16 protein-coding genes are annotated in these 16,276 nt (G+C 69.5%); 5 read left to right on the top strand and 11 right to left on the bottom strand.

Annotated features, from left to right (window positions below; translation table 11 throughout):
* Positions 1-496: 496 nt before the first annotated feature.
* Genes hsaB through FHX82_RS23425 form a run of 5 tightly spaced genes read right to left on the bottom strand, consistent with a single transcriptional unit; the run spans position 497 to position 5,608 of the window.
* Complete coding sequence (gene hsaB, locus FHX82_RS23445) at positions 497-1,036, bottom strand: 3-hydroxy-9,10-secoandrosta-1,3,5(10)-triene-9,17-dione monooxygenase reductase subunit (protein ID WP_145938005.1); 540 nt, start codon at positions 1,034-1,036, stop codon at positions 497-499.
* Positions 1,033-1,932, bottom strand: a complete 900-nt coding sequence (hsaC, locus tag FHX82_RS23440; RefSeq protein ID WP_145938006.1) for an iron-dependent extradiol dioxygenase HsaC — start codon at positions 1,930-1,932, stop codon at positions 1,033-1,035. Before hsaC ends, hsaB begins: the two co-directional genes overlap by 4 nt.
* Before the next feature lie 2 nt (positions 1,933-1,934).
* Positions 1,935-2,780 (bottom strand): 4,5:9,10-diseco-3-hydroxy-5,9,17-trioxoandrosta-1(10),2-diene-4-oate hydrolase, encoded by an 846-nt coding sequence (gene hsaD, locus FHX82_RS23435; protein WP_183176782.1) that lies wholly within the window; start codon positions 2,778-2,780, stop codon positions 1,935-1,937.
* Between the two features lie 2 nt (positions 2,781-2,782).
* A complete protein-coding gene (gene hsaA / locus FHX82_RS23430; protein WP_145938008.1) occupies positions 2,783-3,958 on the bottom strand; it encodes a 3-hydroxy-9,10-secoandrosta-1,3,5(10)-triene-9,17-dione monooxygenase oxygenase subunit in 1,176 nt (391 codons plus the stop codon).
* Between the two features lie 45 nt (positions 3,959-4,003).
* Entirely contained in the window at positions 4,004-5,608 is a 1,605-nt protein-coding gene (locus FHX82_RS23425) for an FAD-binding protein (protein WP_145938009.1), read from the bottom strand.
* Positions 5,609-5,709: 101 nt separating this feature from the next.
* Here FHX82_RS23425 and kstD point away from each other — a divergent pair, with 101 nt between their 5' ends.
* Genes kstD through chsH3 form a run of 5 tightly spaced genes read left to right on the top strand, consistent with a single transcriptional unit; the run spans position 5,710 to position 10,650 of the window.
* The gene (gene kstD / locus FHX82_RS23420; RefSeq protein WP_145938010.1) at positions 5,710-7,398 is read left to right on the top strand and encodes a 3-oxosteroid 1-dehydrogenase; all 1,689 of its coding nucleotides are present in this window, start codon (positions 5,710-5,712) and stop codon (positions 7,396-7,398) included.
* Positions 7,395-8,519 carry a 3-ketosteroid-9-alpha-monooxygenase, oxygenase component gene (locus FHX82_RS23415; RefSeq protein ID WP_145938011.1) on the top strand — a complete coding sequence of 375 codons (1,125 nt, stop codon included), beginning with the start codon at positions 7,395-7,397 and terminating at the stop codon, positions 8,517-8,519. The genes kstD and FHX82_RS23415 overlap by 4 nt, the downstream gene beginning before the upstream one ends.
* A 3-nt stretch (positions 8,520-8,522) precedes the next feature.
* The gene (locus FHX82_RS23410; protein WP_145938012.1) at positions 8,523-8,789 is read left to right on the top strand and encodes a hypothetical protein; all 267 of its coding nucleotides are present in this window, start codon (positions 8,523-8,525) and stop codon (positions 8,787-8,789) included.
* Positions 8,782-9,783 (top strand): ferredoxin--NADP reductase, encoded by a 1,002-nt coding sequence (locus FHX82_RS23405; RefSeq protein ID WP_145938013.1) that lies wholly within the window; start codon positions 8,782-8,784, stop codon positions 9,781-9,783. The genes FHX82_RS23410 and FHX82_RS23405 overlap by 8 nt, the downstream gene beginning before the upstream one ends.
* Positions 9,784-9,792: 9 nt before the next feature.
* The gene (gene chsH3, locus FHX82_RS23400; RefSeq protein WP_145938014.1) at positions 9,793-10,650 is read left to right on the top strand and encodes an enoyl-CoA hydratase ChsH3; all 858 of its coding nucleotides are present in this window, start codon (positions 9,793-9,795) and stop codon (positions 10,648-10,650) included.
* Here chsH3 and FHX82_RS23395 read toward each other — a convergent pair.
* The 6 genes from FHX82_RS23395 to FHX82_RS23370 form a co-directional block, all read right to left on the bottom strand.
* Positions 10,637-11,203, bottom strand: a complete 567-nt coding sequence (locus FHX82_RS23395; RefSeq protein ID WP_145938015.1) for a DUF5134 domain-containing protein — start codon at positions 11,201-11,203, stop codon at positions 10,637-10,639. The genes chsH3 and FHX82_RS23395 overlap by 14 nt on opposite strands.
* Positions 11,204-11,751: 548 nt before the next feature.
* Positions 11,752-12,921: a lipid-transfer protein gene (locus FHX82_RS23390; protein ID WP_145939280.1), complete on the bottom strand. Its 1,170-nt coding sequence runs from the start codon at positions 12,919-12,921 to the stop codon at positions 11,752-11,754.
* A complete protein-coding gene (locus FHX82_RS23385; RefSeq protein ID WP_222426009.1) occupies positions 12,918-13,313 on the bottom strand; it encodes a MaoC family dehydratase in 396 nt (131 codons plus the stop codon). The genes FHX82_RS23390 and FHX82_RS23385 overlap by 4 nt, the downstream gene beginning before the upstream one ends.
* Positions 13,295-14,158: a bifunctional MaoC family dehydratase N-terminal/OB-fold nucleic acid binding domain-containing protein gene (locus tag FHX82_RS23380; protein WP_145939281.1), complete on the bottom strand. Its 864-nt coding sequence runs from the start codon at positions 14,156-14,158 to the stop codon at positions 13,295-13,297. Before FHX82_RS23380 ends, FHX82_RS23385 begins: the two co-directional genes overlap by 19 nt.
* Positions 14,155-15,300 (bottom strand): acyl-CoA dehydrogenase family protein, encoded by a 1,146-nt coding sequence (locus tag FHX82_RS23375; protein WP_145939282.1) that lies wholly within the window; start codon positions 15,298-15,300, stop codon positions 14,155-14,157. Before FHX82_RS23375 ends, FHX82_RS23380 begins: the two co-directional genes overlap by 4 nt.
* On the bottom strand, positions 15,285-16,268 hold the full coding sequence (locus FHX82_RS23370; protein WP_145939283.1) for an acyl-CoA dehydrogenase family protein: 984 nt from the start codon (positions 16,266-16,268) through the stop codon (positions 15,285-15,287). Before FHX82_RS23370 ends, FHX82_RS23375 begins: the two co-directional genes overlap by 16 nt.
* Between the last annotated feature and the right edge of the window lie 8 nt (positions 16,269-16,276).

Below are 16,276 nucleotides of genomic sequence, written 5' to 3'. Positions count from 1 at the left end.
TGTCGATCAGACGGGCCAAGGCCAACATCGAGGACAACGAACCCGGCCGGACGTGGGAGCGACGGGCACACAGGCAGCGCCGCACTCGGCGAGACCGAACACGCGTCCTTGCGCGCGCAGCCGGGACACGTTGTCCGGCTTCACTTTGTGCACCAGATGCCGTGAAAACACGCCAGGCCAGGCGAGCGCGGAATCAGCCGGACCAGGCACCGGGTGCTCTGGCTCCATGTGCGTCTCCCGGCTGACGGCGCTCGATCGTTGCCCGTGTGTACCCGGCCGGCCGACGACCGTCGCTCGCCGCCCGGGCCGGGACCAGGACGTTCTCGTATTCCATGAGTCCTCCACGCAGAATGACAGAATTGGCGCTGCACCAAGGGTTTCGGGGCAGATCGCCCGTCAGGGCGCCCCACACATGACGCAGACTCTAATCGAACACGCGTTCATGCGCATCATCCGAATTAGGGATTTACGAGTCCGCCGCCGGACGCTATCGTGATCAGAGCCAGTCGTCGGGACCGGCCCAGGCGAGCAGTCCGCCGAGATCTGCTCCCACCGGTTCCGTTGTCGTGTACCGACCTTGGTAGAACAGTAGCGGACGACCGCTCGACTGTTCGCCGAGTGCGGTCACCTCGCCGACCACCACATAGTGGTCCCCCGCTTCGTGCACGGCTTCCAGCCGGCAGTCGATCCAGGTCAGGGCTCCGGCCAGGACAGGCGCTCCGGACGGCGCGGGGGACCAGTCGACGGAACCGAACTTGTCAGTTCCGCGGGTGCCGAACACAGCGCTCAGCTCGCGCTGTTCCTCGGCCAGGACGTTCACCGCGAAGCTTCCGGCGTCGCGGATGGCCGGCCAGGTGCGGGAATGCCGGGCAGGGCAGAACAGCACCAGCGGCGGGTCGAGCGAGAGCGCGGCGAACGACTGGCAGGCGAAACCGGCAGGTGCCACGCCGTCGTGCGCGGTGATCACCGTGACGCCGGTGCAGAAATGGCCCAGCACGGTGCGGAACCGTGCCGGGTCGACCGTTCGCACGGTCACTGCATGCCCACGCTGAAGTCGTGACCCCACAGGCTCACGGCGGTGCTTTCGCGGGCGATCCAATCGGCGTCGTCGACCTGGCGGCCCTCACAACCGAACTCGACATCGAACCCACCGGGAGTCTTCATGTAGAACGACAACATCAGATCGTTGACGTGCCGGCCCAGTGTCGCCGACATGGGTACGTTGCGCCGCTTCGCGCGGTCCAGGCACAGTCCCACGTCGTCGGTGTTCTCCACCTCGACCATCAGGTGCACGATCCCGCTCGGGGTCGGCATCGGAAGGAACGCCAGGCTGTGATGGCGTGGGTTGCAGCCGAAGAACCGCAACCAGGCGGGCGGGCCGTCCGCAGGGCGTCCCACCATCTGCGGAGGCAGCCGCATGGAGTCCCGCAGCCGGAATCCGAGTACGTCGCGGTAGAAGTGCAGTGAAGCCTCGTCGTCGTGAGTGGACAGCACGACGTGGCCCAGGCCCTGCTCCTCCGTGACGAAGCGGTGCCCGTAGGGGCTCACGACACGGCGGTGTTCCAACGCGACACCGTGGAACACCTCCAGCGTGTTGCCCGAGGGGTCCTCGAACGTGATCATCTCGACGACACGGCGGTCGGCGAGCTGCTCGGCGCTGCCCTCCTTGTAGGGGATGCCGTGCGTCTCGAGGCTCGCGCGGACCTCGTCGAGTTCGGCGGCGTTCGCGACCTCCCAGCCGGCCTGGGCCAGGCGGTCGGTCTCGCCAGGCACGATCACCAGGCGTGCGGGGAAGTCGTCCATGCGGAGATACAGGGCCTCGGGGTTGCTGCCCCGTCCCTCGACCATGCCCAGCACCTTCAGTCCGTACTCCCGCCACTTGTCCATGTCGGTGGCTTCGATCCGGAGGTACCCCAATGACCTGATACCCATCATCAGCTCCCGAGGAAGTCGAGGGTCAGCCTGTTGAACTCGTCGAACTTCTCCAGCTGGGCCCAGTGCCCGCACTGACCGAACACGTGCAACTGCGCACGCGGGATCATCTTGAGGGCGACGAGCGCGCCGTCGAGCGGGTTGACGCGGTCTTCCCGGCCCCAAACGAGCAGTACCCGCTGGCGCAGGCGATGTGCGTCCCGCCAGAGCATGCCCTGCTCGAAACTGTCGGGACGCATGAAGGACGCGCCCATGGCACGCATGGCGGCCAGTGATTCCGGAGTGCTCGCGGCGGCGAACCGTTCGGCGACGAGCTCTTCGGTGATCAGTGACTGGTCGTGGACCATCACGCGGAGAAAGGCCTCGAGCTTTTCCTTGCTCGGTCCTGGGGGTGCGGCGAACCGGCCGAGGTTCTTCACGCCCTCGGTGGGATCCGGTGCGAACACGTTCAACGTCAGACCACCGGGGCCCATGAGGACGAGTCGTCCGGCGCGGTCCGGGTGGTCCAGGGCAAGACGGACCGCCGTGCCGCCTCCGAGTGAGTTGCCGACGAGGTGGGCCTTGGCAATGTCGAGGCGGTCCAGCAGGCCGACCACGGCTCGAGCGCTGTGCGCGAAGTACTGCGGATGTTCCGTCGGCTTGTCGGATCGACCGAACCCGGGTTGGTCCACGGCGATGGTGCGGTACGCCTTGGCGAACACGGGGATGTTGCGGCCGAAGTTGCTCCACGCGGACGCTCCCGGTCCACCGCCGTGCAGCAGGACGACCGTCTCGGCGTGCTCGGTGCCGGCTTCGTGGTAGTGCAGGCGAAGACCTTCGCCCGCCTCGACGTACTTGCCTTCGACCATGGTCACACCATCGCGTTCTCGACAGGAAGTCCGAACTCGCCGGTACCGAACATGGTGTAGGCACGTTCGGGATCGTTGGCGGCGTGGACGCGACCGGCGTGCGCGTCGCGCCAGAACCGCTGGATCGGGGTTCCGGCCTTCAGCGCGCGGCCACCGGAGTTCTCGAAGAGCCGGTCCACCGCGGAGATCGCGCGTTCGGTGCCCCGGACCTGGTCCCGTCGCACGCGCAGACGGGAGGCGAACGGGAGTTTCTCCCCGCGGCAGGCGTGCTGGTACAGCTCGTCGATGTTGCGGGTCAGCTGGAGCCAGGCCGCGTCGATCTCGCTCGCGGCCTCGGCGATACGCACCTTGACGAAAGGATCCTCTTTGGACTGTTCCCCCGCGTAGGCGGCGCGGACCCGCTGCCGCTGGTGTTCGACGTGCGCCTCGTAGGCACCCTGCGCCATGCCGATGATCGGTGCCGTGATGGTCGACGGGTGCACCGAACCGTATGGCAGGCGGTACAGCGGGCCTGGATTGACCTCCTGGCCCGGCGTCTTGCACTTCGACGTCAGCCGGAAGCTCAGGGCGCGGTGCTGTGGCACGAACACGTCCTCGACGAGGATGTCGTTGCTTCCGGTGCCGCGCAGCCCGACCGTGTCCCACACGTCAATGATCTTGTAATCCCCCAACGGAAGGAGGTAGGTGCAGAAGTCGACAGGCTTGCCGTCGGCGAAAGCGGGGCCGCCCAGCAGCACCCAGGTCGCGTGGCCGCAGCCGGAGGAGAAGCTCCACCGGCCCGACAACCGGTATCCGCCGTCCACCACCGTGGCCTTGCCCATCGGTGCGTAGGACGACGAGATGCGGGTGTCGAAGTCGTCGCGCCACACGTCTTCCTGCGCCTGCGCGTCGAACAGCGCCAGGTGCCAGGGATGCACGCCCAGGATCGACGCGACCCAGCCCGTCGATCCGCAGGCGCTCGCGATCATCTTGACCGCGGTGTAGAAGGTGACGGGATCGGCCTCGTAACCGCCGTAGGTCGTGGGCTGCAGGAGCTTGAAGAAACCGGTCTCCTGCAGGGACTTGATCGACTCGTCCGGAATGCGCCGGCCGTCCTCCGTCTCCTGTGCGCGCTCCCGCAGGACCGGCAGGAGCTCGGCGACTCCGGCGATCACTCGGCGCGTGTCCTGCTCGCTCATCGGCGTTGCCCCGTCCTCGTCAGACCTGCGCTTCCGTCGCCAAGACTAGAACACGTTCTCGTTTTTGTCATCACGCCGGGCCGCGTGCACGCCCGCTCGCCGCCCGGAGAACACACAATCCGCCAGAGAGAGGCCACTGACATAGGACCTGGAACAGATTCCTGCCGCAGACCGCCCGGCGGCGTAGAGACCCGCGATCGGAGCGCCGGTTTCGTCGCGCACCTGACCCGTGTGCTCGTCCACGACCAAGCCGCCGAGCGTGAGCATCGGACAGGGGAAGCTCAGGCTGGGCTTGATCGAGATGTCCAGGAGCGAGTACGGCGGCGTCCGCAACGCCTGGACGTACTCGCCCGGCTTGCCCGCCGGATCCGCCGCACCCGTCGACGCCGCCGCGTTGTACGCCTCGACGGTGGCTTGCAAACCGTCCGGATCGATGCCGGCACGGTTCGCCACGTCGGCGAGCGACGACCCGTGAACGCGGCCGCGCCGGAGCATGTGCAGCATCTGAAGCCACTGGAACCACTGGGCTTCCTGGCGCGTGGTGCGTTCGGCGGCCTTCACGATCTCATCGTCGACGAGCAGCCACCCCTTCGCGTCGTGCCGCGTGATAAGGGCTTCGCCGACCGCGGCGCCGTAGCGCGATTCGTCGATCACCCGCTGCCCGGCGGCGTCGACGATCAGCCCACGCACGAAGACGCTGGGCGGGGTGACGAACCGCCAGGCCGTGACGCGGTCAAGCATCGCGGTCGCGCCTCCCACGGCCGTACCCAGGCGGATACCGGAGCCGTCATCGGCCGTCGTACCCAGTGCGAGGCCACCGCGGTAGGCCGGGGCGTGCTCGCGCACCATCGCGCGGTTCGCGATGAAACCCCCGGCCGTGATCACCACGCCCCGTTCGGCGCGCAGGACGTCCTCCCGCGCATACCGGCGCTCCAGGCGTTCAGCACGACGGGACAGCGCTTTGCGCACCACGGGAACGTAGATCCCCGGTTTCGCCGCATACCGCCCGAGGGCGCGGTGGGCCGAGCGCACCCACCGGGGCGCGTCGCGGAGCGTGCGCACGCGGACGCCGTTGACCCGGCCGTCCGCGTCCGTCACCAGCTCAGTGGCTCTGGTGCCCGGCAATACCTCCACTCCACGGCGGCGGGCGGCGGCCGCGAGGCGGGCGAACAGCAGTTTCCCCGACGTCCCCGGCCCCTTCACTCGATGCCCGCGGGCAGCCGGCTTCGCAGCCTCGCGGAAACCGCCCGCGGTCTCACTGCCGGAGTAGTAGAGGTAGTAGTCGTCGTTCGGGTACGAGGTCTTGTACGGACAGAGACTGGAGCCGAAGGGCACGCCGTTGCCCTCCAGCCAGCCGATCATGTCCGCGCTCTGCTCGCAAAACCTCCGTAGCGTCTCGTCCGACACGGCCGAACCGACTTCGAGCCGCAGGTAGTCGTGCATCGCGTCCACGGAGTCGTCCACGCCGGCCGCGCGCTGGTACTCGGTGCCGCCGCCGGCGTATACGACGCCACCGCTAAGCGCCGTCGCCCCGCCGCCGACGAACCTGTCGAGGACGAGCACGGAGGCACCGGCGTCGGCCGCCTCGATCGCGGCGCAGGCCCCGGCAGCGCCGAAGCCGATCACGATCACGTCCACAGAACCGCTCATTCTGCTCACCCTAGAACTGAAACACGTTCTCGTCTATGGTGACGACAGGAAGCGCGAGCAGGCGCGCGTACAAGTGGAACGAGTTTCACTTCGGAGGGCACATGCACCGCGAGGCCGCGGACGGCGAGTACGACGTGGTCGTGGTCGGCAGCGGCGCCGCCGGGATGACCGCCGCGCTCGCCGCCGCCGAACAGGGCCTGCGGGCCGTCGTGCTGGAGAAGGCCGCGAAGTTCGGCGGGTCGACCGCCCGGTCCGGCGGCGGGGTCTGGATCCCGAACAACGAGGTGCTGCAGGCGGCCGACAGCAGGAGGCGCGATCCGGACACCCCCGAGCAGGCGCGTGCCTACCTCGAAGCCATCGTGGGCGACGTCGTCCCTGCCGAGCTGCGGAACACCTTCCTCGAGCGGGGGCCCGAGGTGGTCTCGTTCGTCCAGCGGACCACGCCCTTGCGGTTCCAGTGGGTGCCGGGCTACTCCGACTACCACCCCGAAGCTCCGGGCGGCCGCGCTTCCGGACGATCGGTCGAGCCCGTGCCACTCGACGGGCGGCTGCTCGGCGAGGAACTCACCCACCTCGAACCGCCCTACAGCGCGGCCCCGCTGGGCGTCCCGATCACCCAGGCGGACTACCGCTGGCTGAGCCTCATCGCCCGGCACCCTCACGGCGTGGCCCGGCTGCTCAGCCTCGGCGGCCGCTGGTTCGCCGGACGCATCACCCGGAAGCAGCTGCTCGCGATGGGGCAAGCGCTTGCGGCCGGACTGCGAGTGGGCCTCCTGCAAGCCGGAGTGCCGGTAGGGCTCGACACCCCGTTCGCCGACCTGGTCACCGAGGACGGGCGCGTGACCGGCGTCGTCACCCAGCACGGTGACGTCGTCCGCGCCCGGCTGGGCGTGGTCCTCGCCGCCGGCGGGTTCGAGCACAACGAGGAGATGCGCACCAAGTACCAGCGTCAGCCCATCGGCACGGCGTGGACCGTCGGCGCGCGGGCCAACACCGGCGACGCCATCACCGCGGGCATGAAGCTGGGCGCCGCCGTCGATCTGATGGACGACGCCTGGTGGGGACCCACCATCCCGCTCACCGGCGGCCCCTGGTTCGCGCTCGCCGAACGCTCCCGGCCCGGCTGCCTCATGGTCGACACGCGCGGGGAACGGTTCGTCAACGAGTCCGCGCCCTACGTCGAAGCCGTGCACGCGATGTACGGCCCCGGCGACGGTCCCGGCGAGCACATCCCGACCTGGCTCGTGTTCGACCAGCGTTACCGCAACCGGTACATGTTCACGGGCATCGGGCCGCGACAGCCGTTGCCAGGCCGGTGGTTCAAGGCCGGCGTCGCCGCGAAGGCGAGCAGCCTCCGAAGCCTCGCCGAGCGCATCGAGATACCGCCCGACGCCCTCGAACAGACCGTGCGACGGTTCAACGGCTTCGCGCGCAACGGTGTCGACGAGGACTTCGGACGCGGGCAGAGCGCCTACGACCACTACTACGGAGATCCGCGCAACAAGCCCAATCCCAGCCTCGGCCCGCTCGACCAGGCGCCGTACTACGCGGTCCGCATCGTGCCCGGCGACCTGGGCACCAAGGGCGGGTTGCGCACCGATCCGCACGCCCGTGTCCTGCGCGAGGACGGCTCCGTGATCCCCGGGCTGTACGCGGCGGGCAACACCAGCGCGGCCGTCATGGGCCACACCTACGCGGGACCCGGCGCGACCATCGGTCCCGCGATGGTCTTCGGCTACCTTGCGGCCGCACACCTGGCCACCGAGAATCGCACTGGAGGTCGACGATGACTGAAATCCGCACCATCGACGCCGGCGCACCACCGGAGCGCTTCGCCCGCGGGTGGCACTGCCTGGGCCTGTCCGACACGTTCAAGGACGGCAAACCCCACGCCGTCACGGCTTTCGGCACGAAGCTCGTGGTCTTCCAGGGTGGGGACGGCAAGCTCAACGTCCTCGACGGGTACTGCCGTCACATGGGCGGGGACCTGACGCAGGGAAGCGTCAAGGGCAACGAGATCGCGTGCCCGTTCCACGACTGGCGCTGGGCCGGCAACGGCAAGTGCGCCTCGATCCCTTACGCAAAAAGGGTTCCGCTGCGGGCACGGACGCGTTCGTGGCTGACGCTCGAGGAGAACAAGCAGCTGTTCGTCTGGCACGACCCGCAGGGCAACCCGCCGCCCGAGGACGTCGTGATCCCCCGCATCGACGGCATCTTCAGCGGCGAGTGGAGCAACTGGACGTGGGACTCCGTGCTCATCGAGGGCTCCAACTGCCGCGAGATCGTGGACAACATGGTCGACATGGCGCACTTCTTCTACATCCACTACGCCTTCCCGACCTACTTCAAGAACGTCTTCGAAGGCCACATCGCGACGCAGTACCTCAACACCAAGGGGCGGCCGGACGTCGGCATGGCGTCCAACTACGGCGGCGAGGAGAACCTGCTGCGCTCGGAGGCGTCGTACTTCGGCCCGTCCTACATGATCAACAAGCTGGTGAACACGTTCAAGGGCTTCGAAATCGAGAACGTGCTCATCAATTGCCACTATCCGGTGACGCCGAACTCCTTTGTCCTCCAATGGGGTGTCAGCGTGAAGAAGCTGCCCGGCGTTTCGGACGAACAGGCGGACAAAATCGCGGGAAAGTTCGCCAAAAGCATAGGCGTGGGCTTCCTGCAGGACGTCGAGATCTGGAAGAATAAGACCCGGATCGACAACCCGTTGCTCTGCGAGGAGGACGGGCCGGTGTACCAGTTGCGGCGCTGGTACGACCAGTTCTATGTGGACGTCGAGGAGGTAACGGATGACATGACGCGCCGCTTCGAGTTCGAAGTGGACACGACGAAGGCGAACGAGATCTGGGCGCAGGAGGTGGCCGAGAACCTGGCCCGGCAGCAGGCGGGGGTCTGACCGATGACCACCGCCGAGAGCACCGAGTTCCTCACCGCCGGGCTGCGACCGCACACGTGCGCGCACTGCGGCACCTGCGTGCTGGTGAAGAAGAACAGCTGGAAGCACACGAGCATCCAGTGGACCACTGACGCGGCTGAGAGCTGCCCCGTGTTCGCCGAGCACGCGGCGGCCGGCGAGAGCACGGCACTGCTGGACACGTGCGAGAAGCTGACCGTGAGCATCGCGGAATCGGTGCGCAGCGGCGACTTCGGGGTCCTGGATGCCTGAGATCCACACGCTGACGGTGGCCGAGGTGATCGCCGAAACCCCGGACGCCCGGTCGGTGGTCTTCGAGCTGACCCCGGAGCAGGAGGAAGCCTTCCGCTACCGGCCCGGTCAGTTCCTGACGCTGCGCGTGGGCACGGCGGCTCGGTGCTACTCGTTGTCGAGCGCGCCGCACGAGGGTTCGCGCCTGAAGGTTACGGTGAAGCGCACCGAGGGCGGTTACGGGTCCAACTGGATCTGCGACAACCTCCGCGCCGGGCTGACCGTCGACGTGCTCGCCCCGGCCGGGGTGTTCACGCCCGCGGACTTCGGCGAGGACCTGCTGTTGTTCGCCGGGGGCAGCGGGATCACGCCGGTCATGTCCATCCTGAAGACCGCGTTGCGGCAGGGGGACGGCCGGATCACGCTGATCTACGCCAACCGGGACGAGCGGTCGGTGATCTTCGGTGCGGAGCTCGCGGCGTTGTCGCGGGAGTTCCCGGAACGGTTGACAGTGCTGCACTGGCTGGAGACGGTGCAGGGCCTGCCGACCGTCGAGCAGCTGCGTGCGCTGGCGAAGCCGTTCGCGGAGTTCGAGGCGTTCCTCTGCGGCCCCGCGCCGTTCATGACAGCGGCCAAGCAGGCGCTGATCGACCTCGGCGTGGCGAAGAAGCGGATCCACCTGGAGAAGTTCGTTTCGCTCGGAGGCAACCCGTTCGAAACGACACCGGTCCTCACCGGCGAAACCACGAAGCTGAGCGTCGACCTGGACGGCGCGCAGCACGAGTACGCGTGGCCACGACAGCGGAAGCTGCTGGACTTCCTGCTCGACCAGGGGCTGGACGCGCCGTACTCGTGCCGTGAAGGCCAGTGCAGCGCGTGCGCTTGCCGGATCGTCTCGGGTGAGGTCAAGATGCTCAACAACGAGATCCTGGACTCCGAGGACATCGCCGAGGGCATCGTGCTGGCCTGCCAGTCGGTGCCGCTGACCGACGAGGTCTCGGTCACCTACGAGTAGGAGTGCCGCGTGCCCATCGATCCCGAGCTCGCCGTCGGCGCCGACCTCGGCGAGGTGACGTTCGCCTGGAACGCTTCGGACGTGCTGCTGTATCACGTCGCGCTGGGGGCCGGCGCGGATCCGGGGGACCCGAAGGAGCTGCGCTACGCCTACGAGCGGGACCTGCGGGTGCTGCCGACGTTCGCGACGGTGGCGGCGAACCTGCACACGGTTTCCGCTCCCTCGGTGCAGATGCCCGGCATCGACATCGACCTGGCGAAGGTGGTGCACGGTACGCAGTCCGTCACCGTGGCCGGACCGATTCCGGTGGAGGGCAAGGCGGTCGCCCGGACGCGGATCGTCGACGTGCTCGACAAGGGCAAGGCGGCCGTGGTGATCAACGAGACCACCGTCGCCAGCTCGGACGGCGCTCCATTGTGGACGGCGCGGTCGAGCATCTTCGCGCGAGGTGAGGGCGGGTTCGGCGGCAAACGCGGCAATTCGGAGAAGGTCGAGCGACCCGACCGCGAGCCCGACGTCACGATCGACACGCCGACGTTACCCCAGCAGGCGTTGCTGTACCGGTTGTGCGGGGACCGCAACCCGCTGCACGCCGACCCCGAGTTCGCCCGGGCGGCGGGGTTCGACGCGCCGATCCTGCACGGCCTGTGCACGTACGGGATCGTCGCGAAGGCGGTCACGGACGCGATGCTGGACGGGGACGTGACACGGGTGAAGTCGTTCTCTGCGCGCTTCGCGGGCGTGGTGTTCCCCGGGGAGACGCTGCGCACGCGGGTGTGGCGGGACGGGGAGCAGTTGGTGCTTGCCACGTCCACGGTCGAGCGGGAGGCGCTGGCGCTGGCCGACGCCGTGCTCACGTCGGCATGATCCCGGCGACGAGCATGTACGCCATCCCGGCTCCCATGGCCGCGCGGTAGATCGGCCGCGCCAGGAGTGCCTCGCGAACGGAAGCGCCGCGGACCAGGCGGGCTGCGGTGAAGCCCGATTTCGTCGAGTCGACGGCGAAATAGGCGACGGCGAGCACCGCGAGCGCGGGCCAGCCGAGGCGGCCGGGCATCTCGGACATCGTGAGCCACGGGCCGTGGTCGCCGTCGTGCTGGGGCATCGCGGTGATCATGTACAACATCGCGGCGGCGGAGATCACGTGGTGCACTGCGCAGCACCGCCTCCCCCGCAGCGCGGCGACGAAGAACCACCCGGCCGTGAGCGCCAGAATCGCCTGCCACCCCGCGGCGGGGATGGGCCCGCCCAGCGGCGAGACCATCGCGACCATGGCGACGACCATGAGCAGCTCGGCGAGGTCCATCTGACGGAGGTCGGGGTCGTGCCGGCCCGGGCGCACCAGGCGGTACACACTCGGCACGGCCAGTAGCGCGAAGAGCACGGTGAGGCTCCACGCGAGGACGTCCGGGATGCGCATGCCTTTACGTTCGCCGACCACGCGGCGGAGGAGCTAGAGGTCAAGCAGGTGAAGCGACGGTTACGCGCTGTGGTTCGCCGACGGGTCGATGGGATGCTGCGGACGCCAGGTGGGGGTGACTCGGCGGGAGGATGACCAGGTGGCGGCGGCCGGGCCGGTGGTCGCTGACCGAGTAGGGGGGTGGCCGGGAGACTGGGCGACCACACGGTGCGTGACCGACTGGGTTTGGTGAGGGCGCGGTGGCTGGTCGCCAGACGCACCGTTGCTCACCACGCGCGACGTTGGCGGGTTGGCGGGCTGGCGGGCTGGCGGGCTGGCGGGCTGGCGGGCTGGCGGGCTGGCGGGCTGGCGGGCTGGCGGGCTGGCGGGCTGGCGGGCTGGCGGGCTGGCGGGCTGGCGGGCTGGCGGGCTGGCGGGCTGGCGGGCTGGCGGCTGGCGGGCTGGCGGGCTGGCGGGCTGGCGGGCGAGCCTACTTGGGCCAGAAGCAGGCCGTAGTCCAAGTGCAGGCCCACCCAGCACCCAGCACCCAGCACCCAGGCGAGCGGACCTCACTCCCCCGTCAGGATCAGGCCGCTTGTGGGGACGCCGGTGCCTGCGGTCACCAGGACGCGGGACGCGTCGGTGACCTGGTTCACCGCTGTGCCGCGGAGTTGCCGTACGGCTTCGGCGATGCCGTTCATGCCGTGGACGTACGCCTCGCCCAGTTGGCCGCCGTGGGGGTTCAACGGCAGAGGGCCGTCCAACTCCAGGGTGCCGTCGCGGATGAAGTCCTTCGCCTCGCCGCGGGCGCAGAAACCCAGCTCCTCCAGCTGCAGCAACACATACGGCGTGAAGTGGTCGTACAGCACCGCGACGTCCACGTCCTCCGGGCGCAGGCCCGACTGCGCCCACAGCTGCCGGCCCACGGCGGTCATCTCCGGGAGCGCCGCCAAATCCTCCCGGTAGTAACTGGTCATGATGTACTGGTCCGGCCCGCTGCCCTGCGCCGCCGCCGCGACGATCGCCGGCGGGTGCGGCAGGTCCCGCGCCCGCTCACGGCTCGTCACCACCAGCGCCACCGCCCCGTCCGTCTCCTGGCAGCAGTCCAGCAGGTGCAGCGGCTCCACGATCCACCGCGACTCCTGGTGCTCCTCCAGCGTGATCGGCTTCCCGTAGAACCACGCCCGCGGGTTCGTCGCCGCGTGCTTTCGATCGACCACCGCCACCCGGCCGAAGTCCTCGCTCGTCGCGCCGTACTCGTGCAGGTACCGCTGCGCCACCATCGCCACCGTCGCCGCCGGGGTGCCCAAGCCCATCGGGTAATGGAAGCTGTTGTCCACACCCGAGGAGTTGACCTGCCCCGCCGCCGCGGACGACACCTGACCGAACCGCAGGCCCGAACGTTCGTTGAACGCCCGGTACGCCACCACGACCTCCGCCACCCCGGTCGCCACCGCCATCGCCGCCTGCTGCACCGTCGCCGCCGCGGCGCCGCCGCCGTAGTGGATCCGGCTGAAGAACGTCAGCTCGGGGATGCCCAGCTCCCTGGCCACCGCGATCTCCGCGTTGGAGTCCATCGTGAAGGACACCAAACCGTCCACATCGGACGCCGAGAGCCCGGCGTCGGTCAGTGCCGCTTGCACCGCTTCCGCCGCCAAGCGCAGCTCACTGCGCCCGGAGTCCTTCGAGAACTCCGTCGCACCCAGCCCGACGATCGCCGCCGCACCTGACAACGTCACGACACGCCTCCCACCACGACAGTGCCGGCGACGTGCTCGCCCAGGTTCCCGCGACCCGAGACCCACACCGTCACCTCGTCCCCCTCCTGCCCGACCACCTCACCCGACAGCACGAGCGTGTCGTACGCGTAACACGGCACCCCCAGCCGGATGCGGATCGACCGCACGAACGCCTCCGGCCCCGCCCAGTCGGTGACGAACCGCTGCACCAGGCCCGTATCGGTGAGGATGTTGAGGAAGATGTCCTTCGACCCGCGCAGGACAGCGGCGTCACGGTCGTGGTGCACGTCCTGGAAGTCGCGCGTCGCGAGGGCCGTGCTGATCACGAACGTGGGCGTGACGTCGATGGTCAGCTGGGGCAGCCGCGTGCCGATCACGAGACCACCCGCCACGCCGGAAGAGTCAGTTCGTCGTCCACCCGGACGAACTCCACCTGCACTGACTGTCCAATAGCGACAGAAGTCACGTCCAGCACCTCGCCCACCATCCGCACGCCCTCCTCCAGTTCCACCAGCGCGATCACGAACGGCAGCCGCTTACCGGGAACCGCCGGGCGGTGGTGCACGACGTAGCTGTACACAGTGCCGCGCCCGCTCGCGACGACCCAGTCCGGCTTCGCGTCGAGGTCACCGTTGGGCGGCATCGGCCCCGGTGGGTGCCGCAGCACGTCGCCCCAGCGCTGGATCCGCAGCTCCCCCGCCTTGGTGCCCGCCCAGAAGAACTCCGTGTCCTTGCTGACCACCGGCCGCAACACGCCCGCCTGCACGGGTTTCGGCTTGAACTTCAGGACCCGGAACATCATGTCCGCGACCACCTCGTCGCCGACGTACCAGGTGGTGGTCGTGGTGACGAAATACCCCTCGCCGAGCGCTGTCCTCTTTGGACCCACGACGTCGTCGAGCCGCGTGGTCGCCGAGACGTGCTCGCCGTGACGCAGGTGCCTGCGATAGCTCTGCTCGGAGTTCGTCGCGACGACGGACGTGTACCCGGCTTCGTCGAGCACGGCCATCATCGCGCCCATCGGGTCGTCCTCGGCGCGCTGCCCGTGCAGGCCCGGCATGGTCCAAACCTGTGCCATCGCCGGCGGCGCCACACCTTCCGCCGCGTAGCGCGGGTTGCCGTCGCCGAGCGCCTCCAGCCAGTTGTTGATCATCGCCGGGTTCACCGGGTCCCGCGCCAGGCGCGGCCGGGACTCGCCCTGCGCGGCGATGCGGGCCGCGTCCTCCTCGATGCTCATCGCGGCACCCTCGGCAGTCCCAGGCCCGCGGACGCGATCAGCTCCCGCTGGATCTCGTTCACCCCGCCGCCGAACGTGAGCACGAGGTTCCGCCGCGCGAGCACGTCCAGCCATTCGGCCAGCTCCGCCGTCTCCGGGTCGGTCAGGTCGCCGTGCCGCGCGACGACCGCCTCCAGCAGCCGCCCGATCCGCTGGATGCGTTCCGAACCGAAGACCTTCGTCGCGGACGCGTCGGCGATGTCCACCGCCGGTGCTGCCGCGACCTGCCAGTTCAGCAGCTCGTTGATCCGGGTGGTGGCCGCCGCCTCGCGCAGCACCTCCCGCACGTCCGGCTCGTCGAGCAGTCCGCGCCGCGCAGCCCAGGACCGCACCCGGTCGTACAGCCCGCCGATGCGCCCCGCCGGGCCGAGCATCACGCGCTCGTGGTTGAGCTGCGTCGTGATCAGCTTCCAGCCCCGGTTCTCCTCGCCGACGAGCATGTCCGCGGGTACGCGCACGTCGGAGTAGTAGGTCGCGTTGACGTGGTGCGCCCCGTCGCAGGTGATGATCGGCGTCCACGAGTAGCCGGGGTCGCGGGTGTCGACGATGAGGATCGAGATGCCCTTGTGCTTCGGCGCCCCGGGATCGGTGCGCGCGGCGAGCCAGATGTAGTCGGCGTCGTGCCCGCCGGTGGTGAAGATCTTCTGCCCGTTGACCACGTAGGCGTCGCCGTCGCGGACCGCGGTGGTGCGCAGCGACGCCAGGTCGGTGCCCGCGTCGGGTTCGGTGTAGCCGATCGCGAAGTGCACCTCCCCGGCCAGGATCCGCGGCAGGAAAGCCTTCTTCTGCGCCTCCGTGCCGTACTCCTGCAGCGTCGGGCCCACGGTCTGCAACGTCACCGAGGGCAGCTGGACGTCCGCGCGGGCGGCCTCGTCGACGAAGATGTGCTGCTCAATCTCGCCGAACCCGCGTCCGCCGTACTCCTCCGGCCAGCCGACGCCGAGCCAGCCGTCCTGCCCCATCCGCCGCACGATCCCGCGGTACGTCTCGCCGTGGCGTTCCCGCAGGAGCGCGCGCCGCTCGTCGGCCGTCATGAGCCCCGAGAAGTAGTCCCGCAGCTCGGTTCGCAGCCGTCGCTGTGCCGGCGTCAGCTCGACAAACACGCGCTCACCTCCTTGATCGCCGCGTAGTACCGGTGCAGCGGGTAGGTGATGTCGACGCCCAGTCCGCCGTGCAGGTGATGGCAGGTCGCCAGTGCGGGTGGTCCCTCCCGCGTGAGCCAGTACGCGGCGATGTCGAGATCGGGTTGCGGGTCCCGGCCGGTGGCCAGCCGCCACACGGCGGACTGCACGGCCAGGTGCACGGTCCGCGAGGCGATGTAGACGTCGGCGATCTGCTGCGCGACCGCCTGGAACGTGGCGAGCGGACGGCCGAACTGGTGCCGCTCGGCGACGTGTCGCGTGGTCAGGGCCAGGGCCCCGGCCAGCGCGCCGTCGCCCAACGCCAGCATTCCGGCGACCGCGAATCGCCTCGACACCTCGACGGCGTCGCCGCCGCCCAGCTGGTCGGCTTCGTCGACCGCGACGCCGTCGAGCCGCAGCGTGCTGCCCGCGACCGTGACGCCTTCGGCCTGCGGGTCGACCAGGAACACCCCGCCACCGGCGGGCACCAGCACCCGCGTCGCCACGCTCGCGAAGGGCACGTTCGTCTTGACACCGGTGAGCAGCCAGCGGCCGTCCTCGGCGACCACCTGCGTCGGCGACGGCTCGCACACTGCCGCGGTGACGAGGGCGTCCCCGGCCGCGATCTCCGGCAGGAGCCACGCCCGCTGGTCAGGCGTGCCGAGCGCCTGGAGGGGCAGCAGACCGAGCGCCAGCGTCAACGCCGGGACCGGCGCGGCGGAGCGGCCGAGCTCGGTGAGCAGCGCCGCCACCTCGGCCACGCCCAGGCCGTCCCCGCCCAGCTCGGGCGGCAGCGCGAGCCCCAGCAGCCCCGCCTTCGCCAGGGCACGCCACACCTGTTCGTCGTACCCGTCCGGACCGGCCGGCCTGCCGAAGTCGATCTCGCGGGCGAGCACGTCGGCGGCCAGGCCGGCGACGTCCCGCTGGGTCTCGTCGGGGGTGAAGTCCACGCCGGCTC

The sequence above is a fragment of the Amycolatopsis bartoniae genome (genome assembly GCF_014191255.1).
Classification (GTDB): domain Bacteria; phylum Actinomycetota; class Actinomycetes; order Mycobacteriales; family Pseudonocardiaceae; genus Amycolatopsis_E; species Amycolatopsis_E bartoniae.
This window is presented reverse-complemented; position numbering and strand designations above follow the sequence as displayed.

What these genes read in the sequence shown, in the direction of transcription:
- kstD (WP_145938010.1), top strand. Translation starts at nt 5,710, where the DNA reads ATGCACCGCGAGGCCGCGGACGGCGAGTACGACGTGGTCGTGGTCGGC.
- FHX82_RS23425 (WP_145938009.1), bottom strand. Translation starts at nt 5,608, where the DNA reads ATGAGCGGTTCTGTGGACGTGATCGTGATCGGCTTCGGCGCTGCCGGG.
- FHX82_RS23395 (WP_145938015.1), bottom strand. Translation starts at nt 11,203, where the DNA reads ATGCGCATCCCGGACGTCCTCGCGTGGAGCCTCACCGTGCTCTTCGCG.
- hsaA (WP_145938008.1), bottom strand. Translation starts at nt 3,958, where the DNA reads ATGAGCGAGCAGGACACGCGCCGAGTGATCGCCGGAGTCGCCGAGCTC.
- hsaD (WP_183176782.1), bottom strand. Translation starts at nt 2,780, where the DNA reads ATGGTCGAAGGCAAGTACGTCGAGGCGGGCGAAGGTCTTCGCCTGCAC.
- FHX82_RS23380 (WP_145939281.1), bottom strand. Translation starts at nt 14,158, where the DNA reads ATGAGCATCGAGGAGGACGCGGCCCGCATCGCCGCGCAGGGCGAGTCC.
- FHX82_RS23405 (WP_145938013.1), top strand. Translation starts at nt 8,782, where the DNA reads ATGCCTGAGATCCACACGCTGACGGTGGCCGAGGTGATCGCCGAAACC.
- hsaC (WP_145938006.1), bottom strand. Translation starts at nt 1,932, where the DNA reads ATGGGTATCAGGTCATTGGGGTACCTCCGGATCGAAGCCACCGACATG.
- FHX82_RS23415 (WP_145938011.1), top strand. Translation starts at nt 7,395, where the DNA reads ATGACTGAAATCCGCACCATCGACGCCGGCGCACCACCGGAGCGCTTC.
- FHX82_RS23410 (WP_145938012.1), top strand. Translation starts at nt 8,523, where the DNA reads ATGACCACCGCCGAGAGCACCGAGTTCCTCACCGCCGGGCTGCGACCG.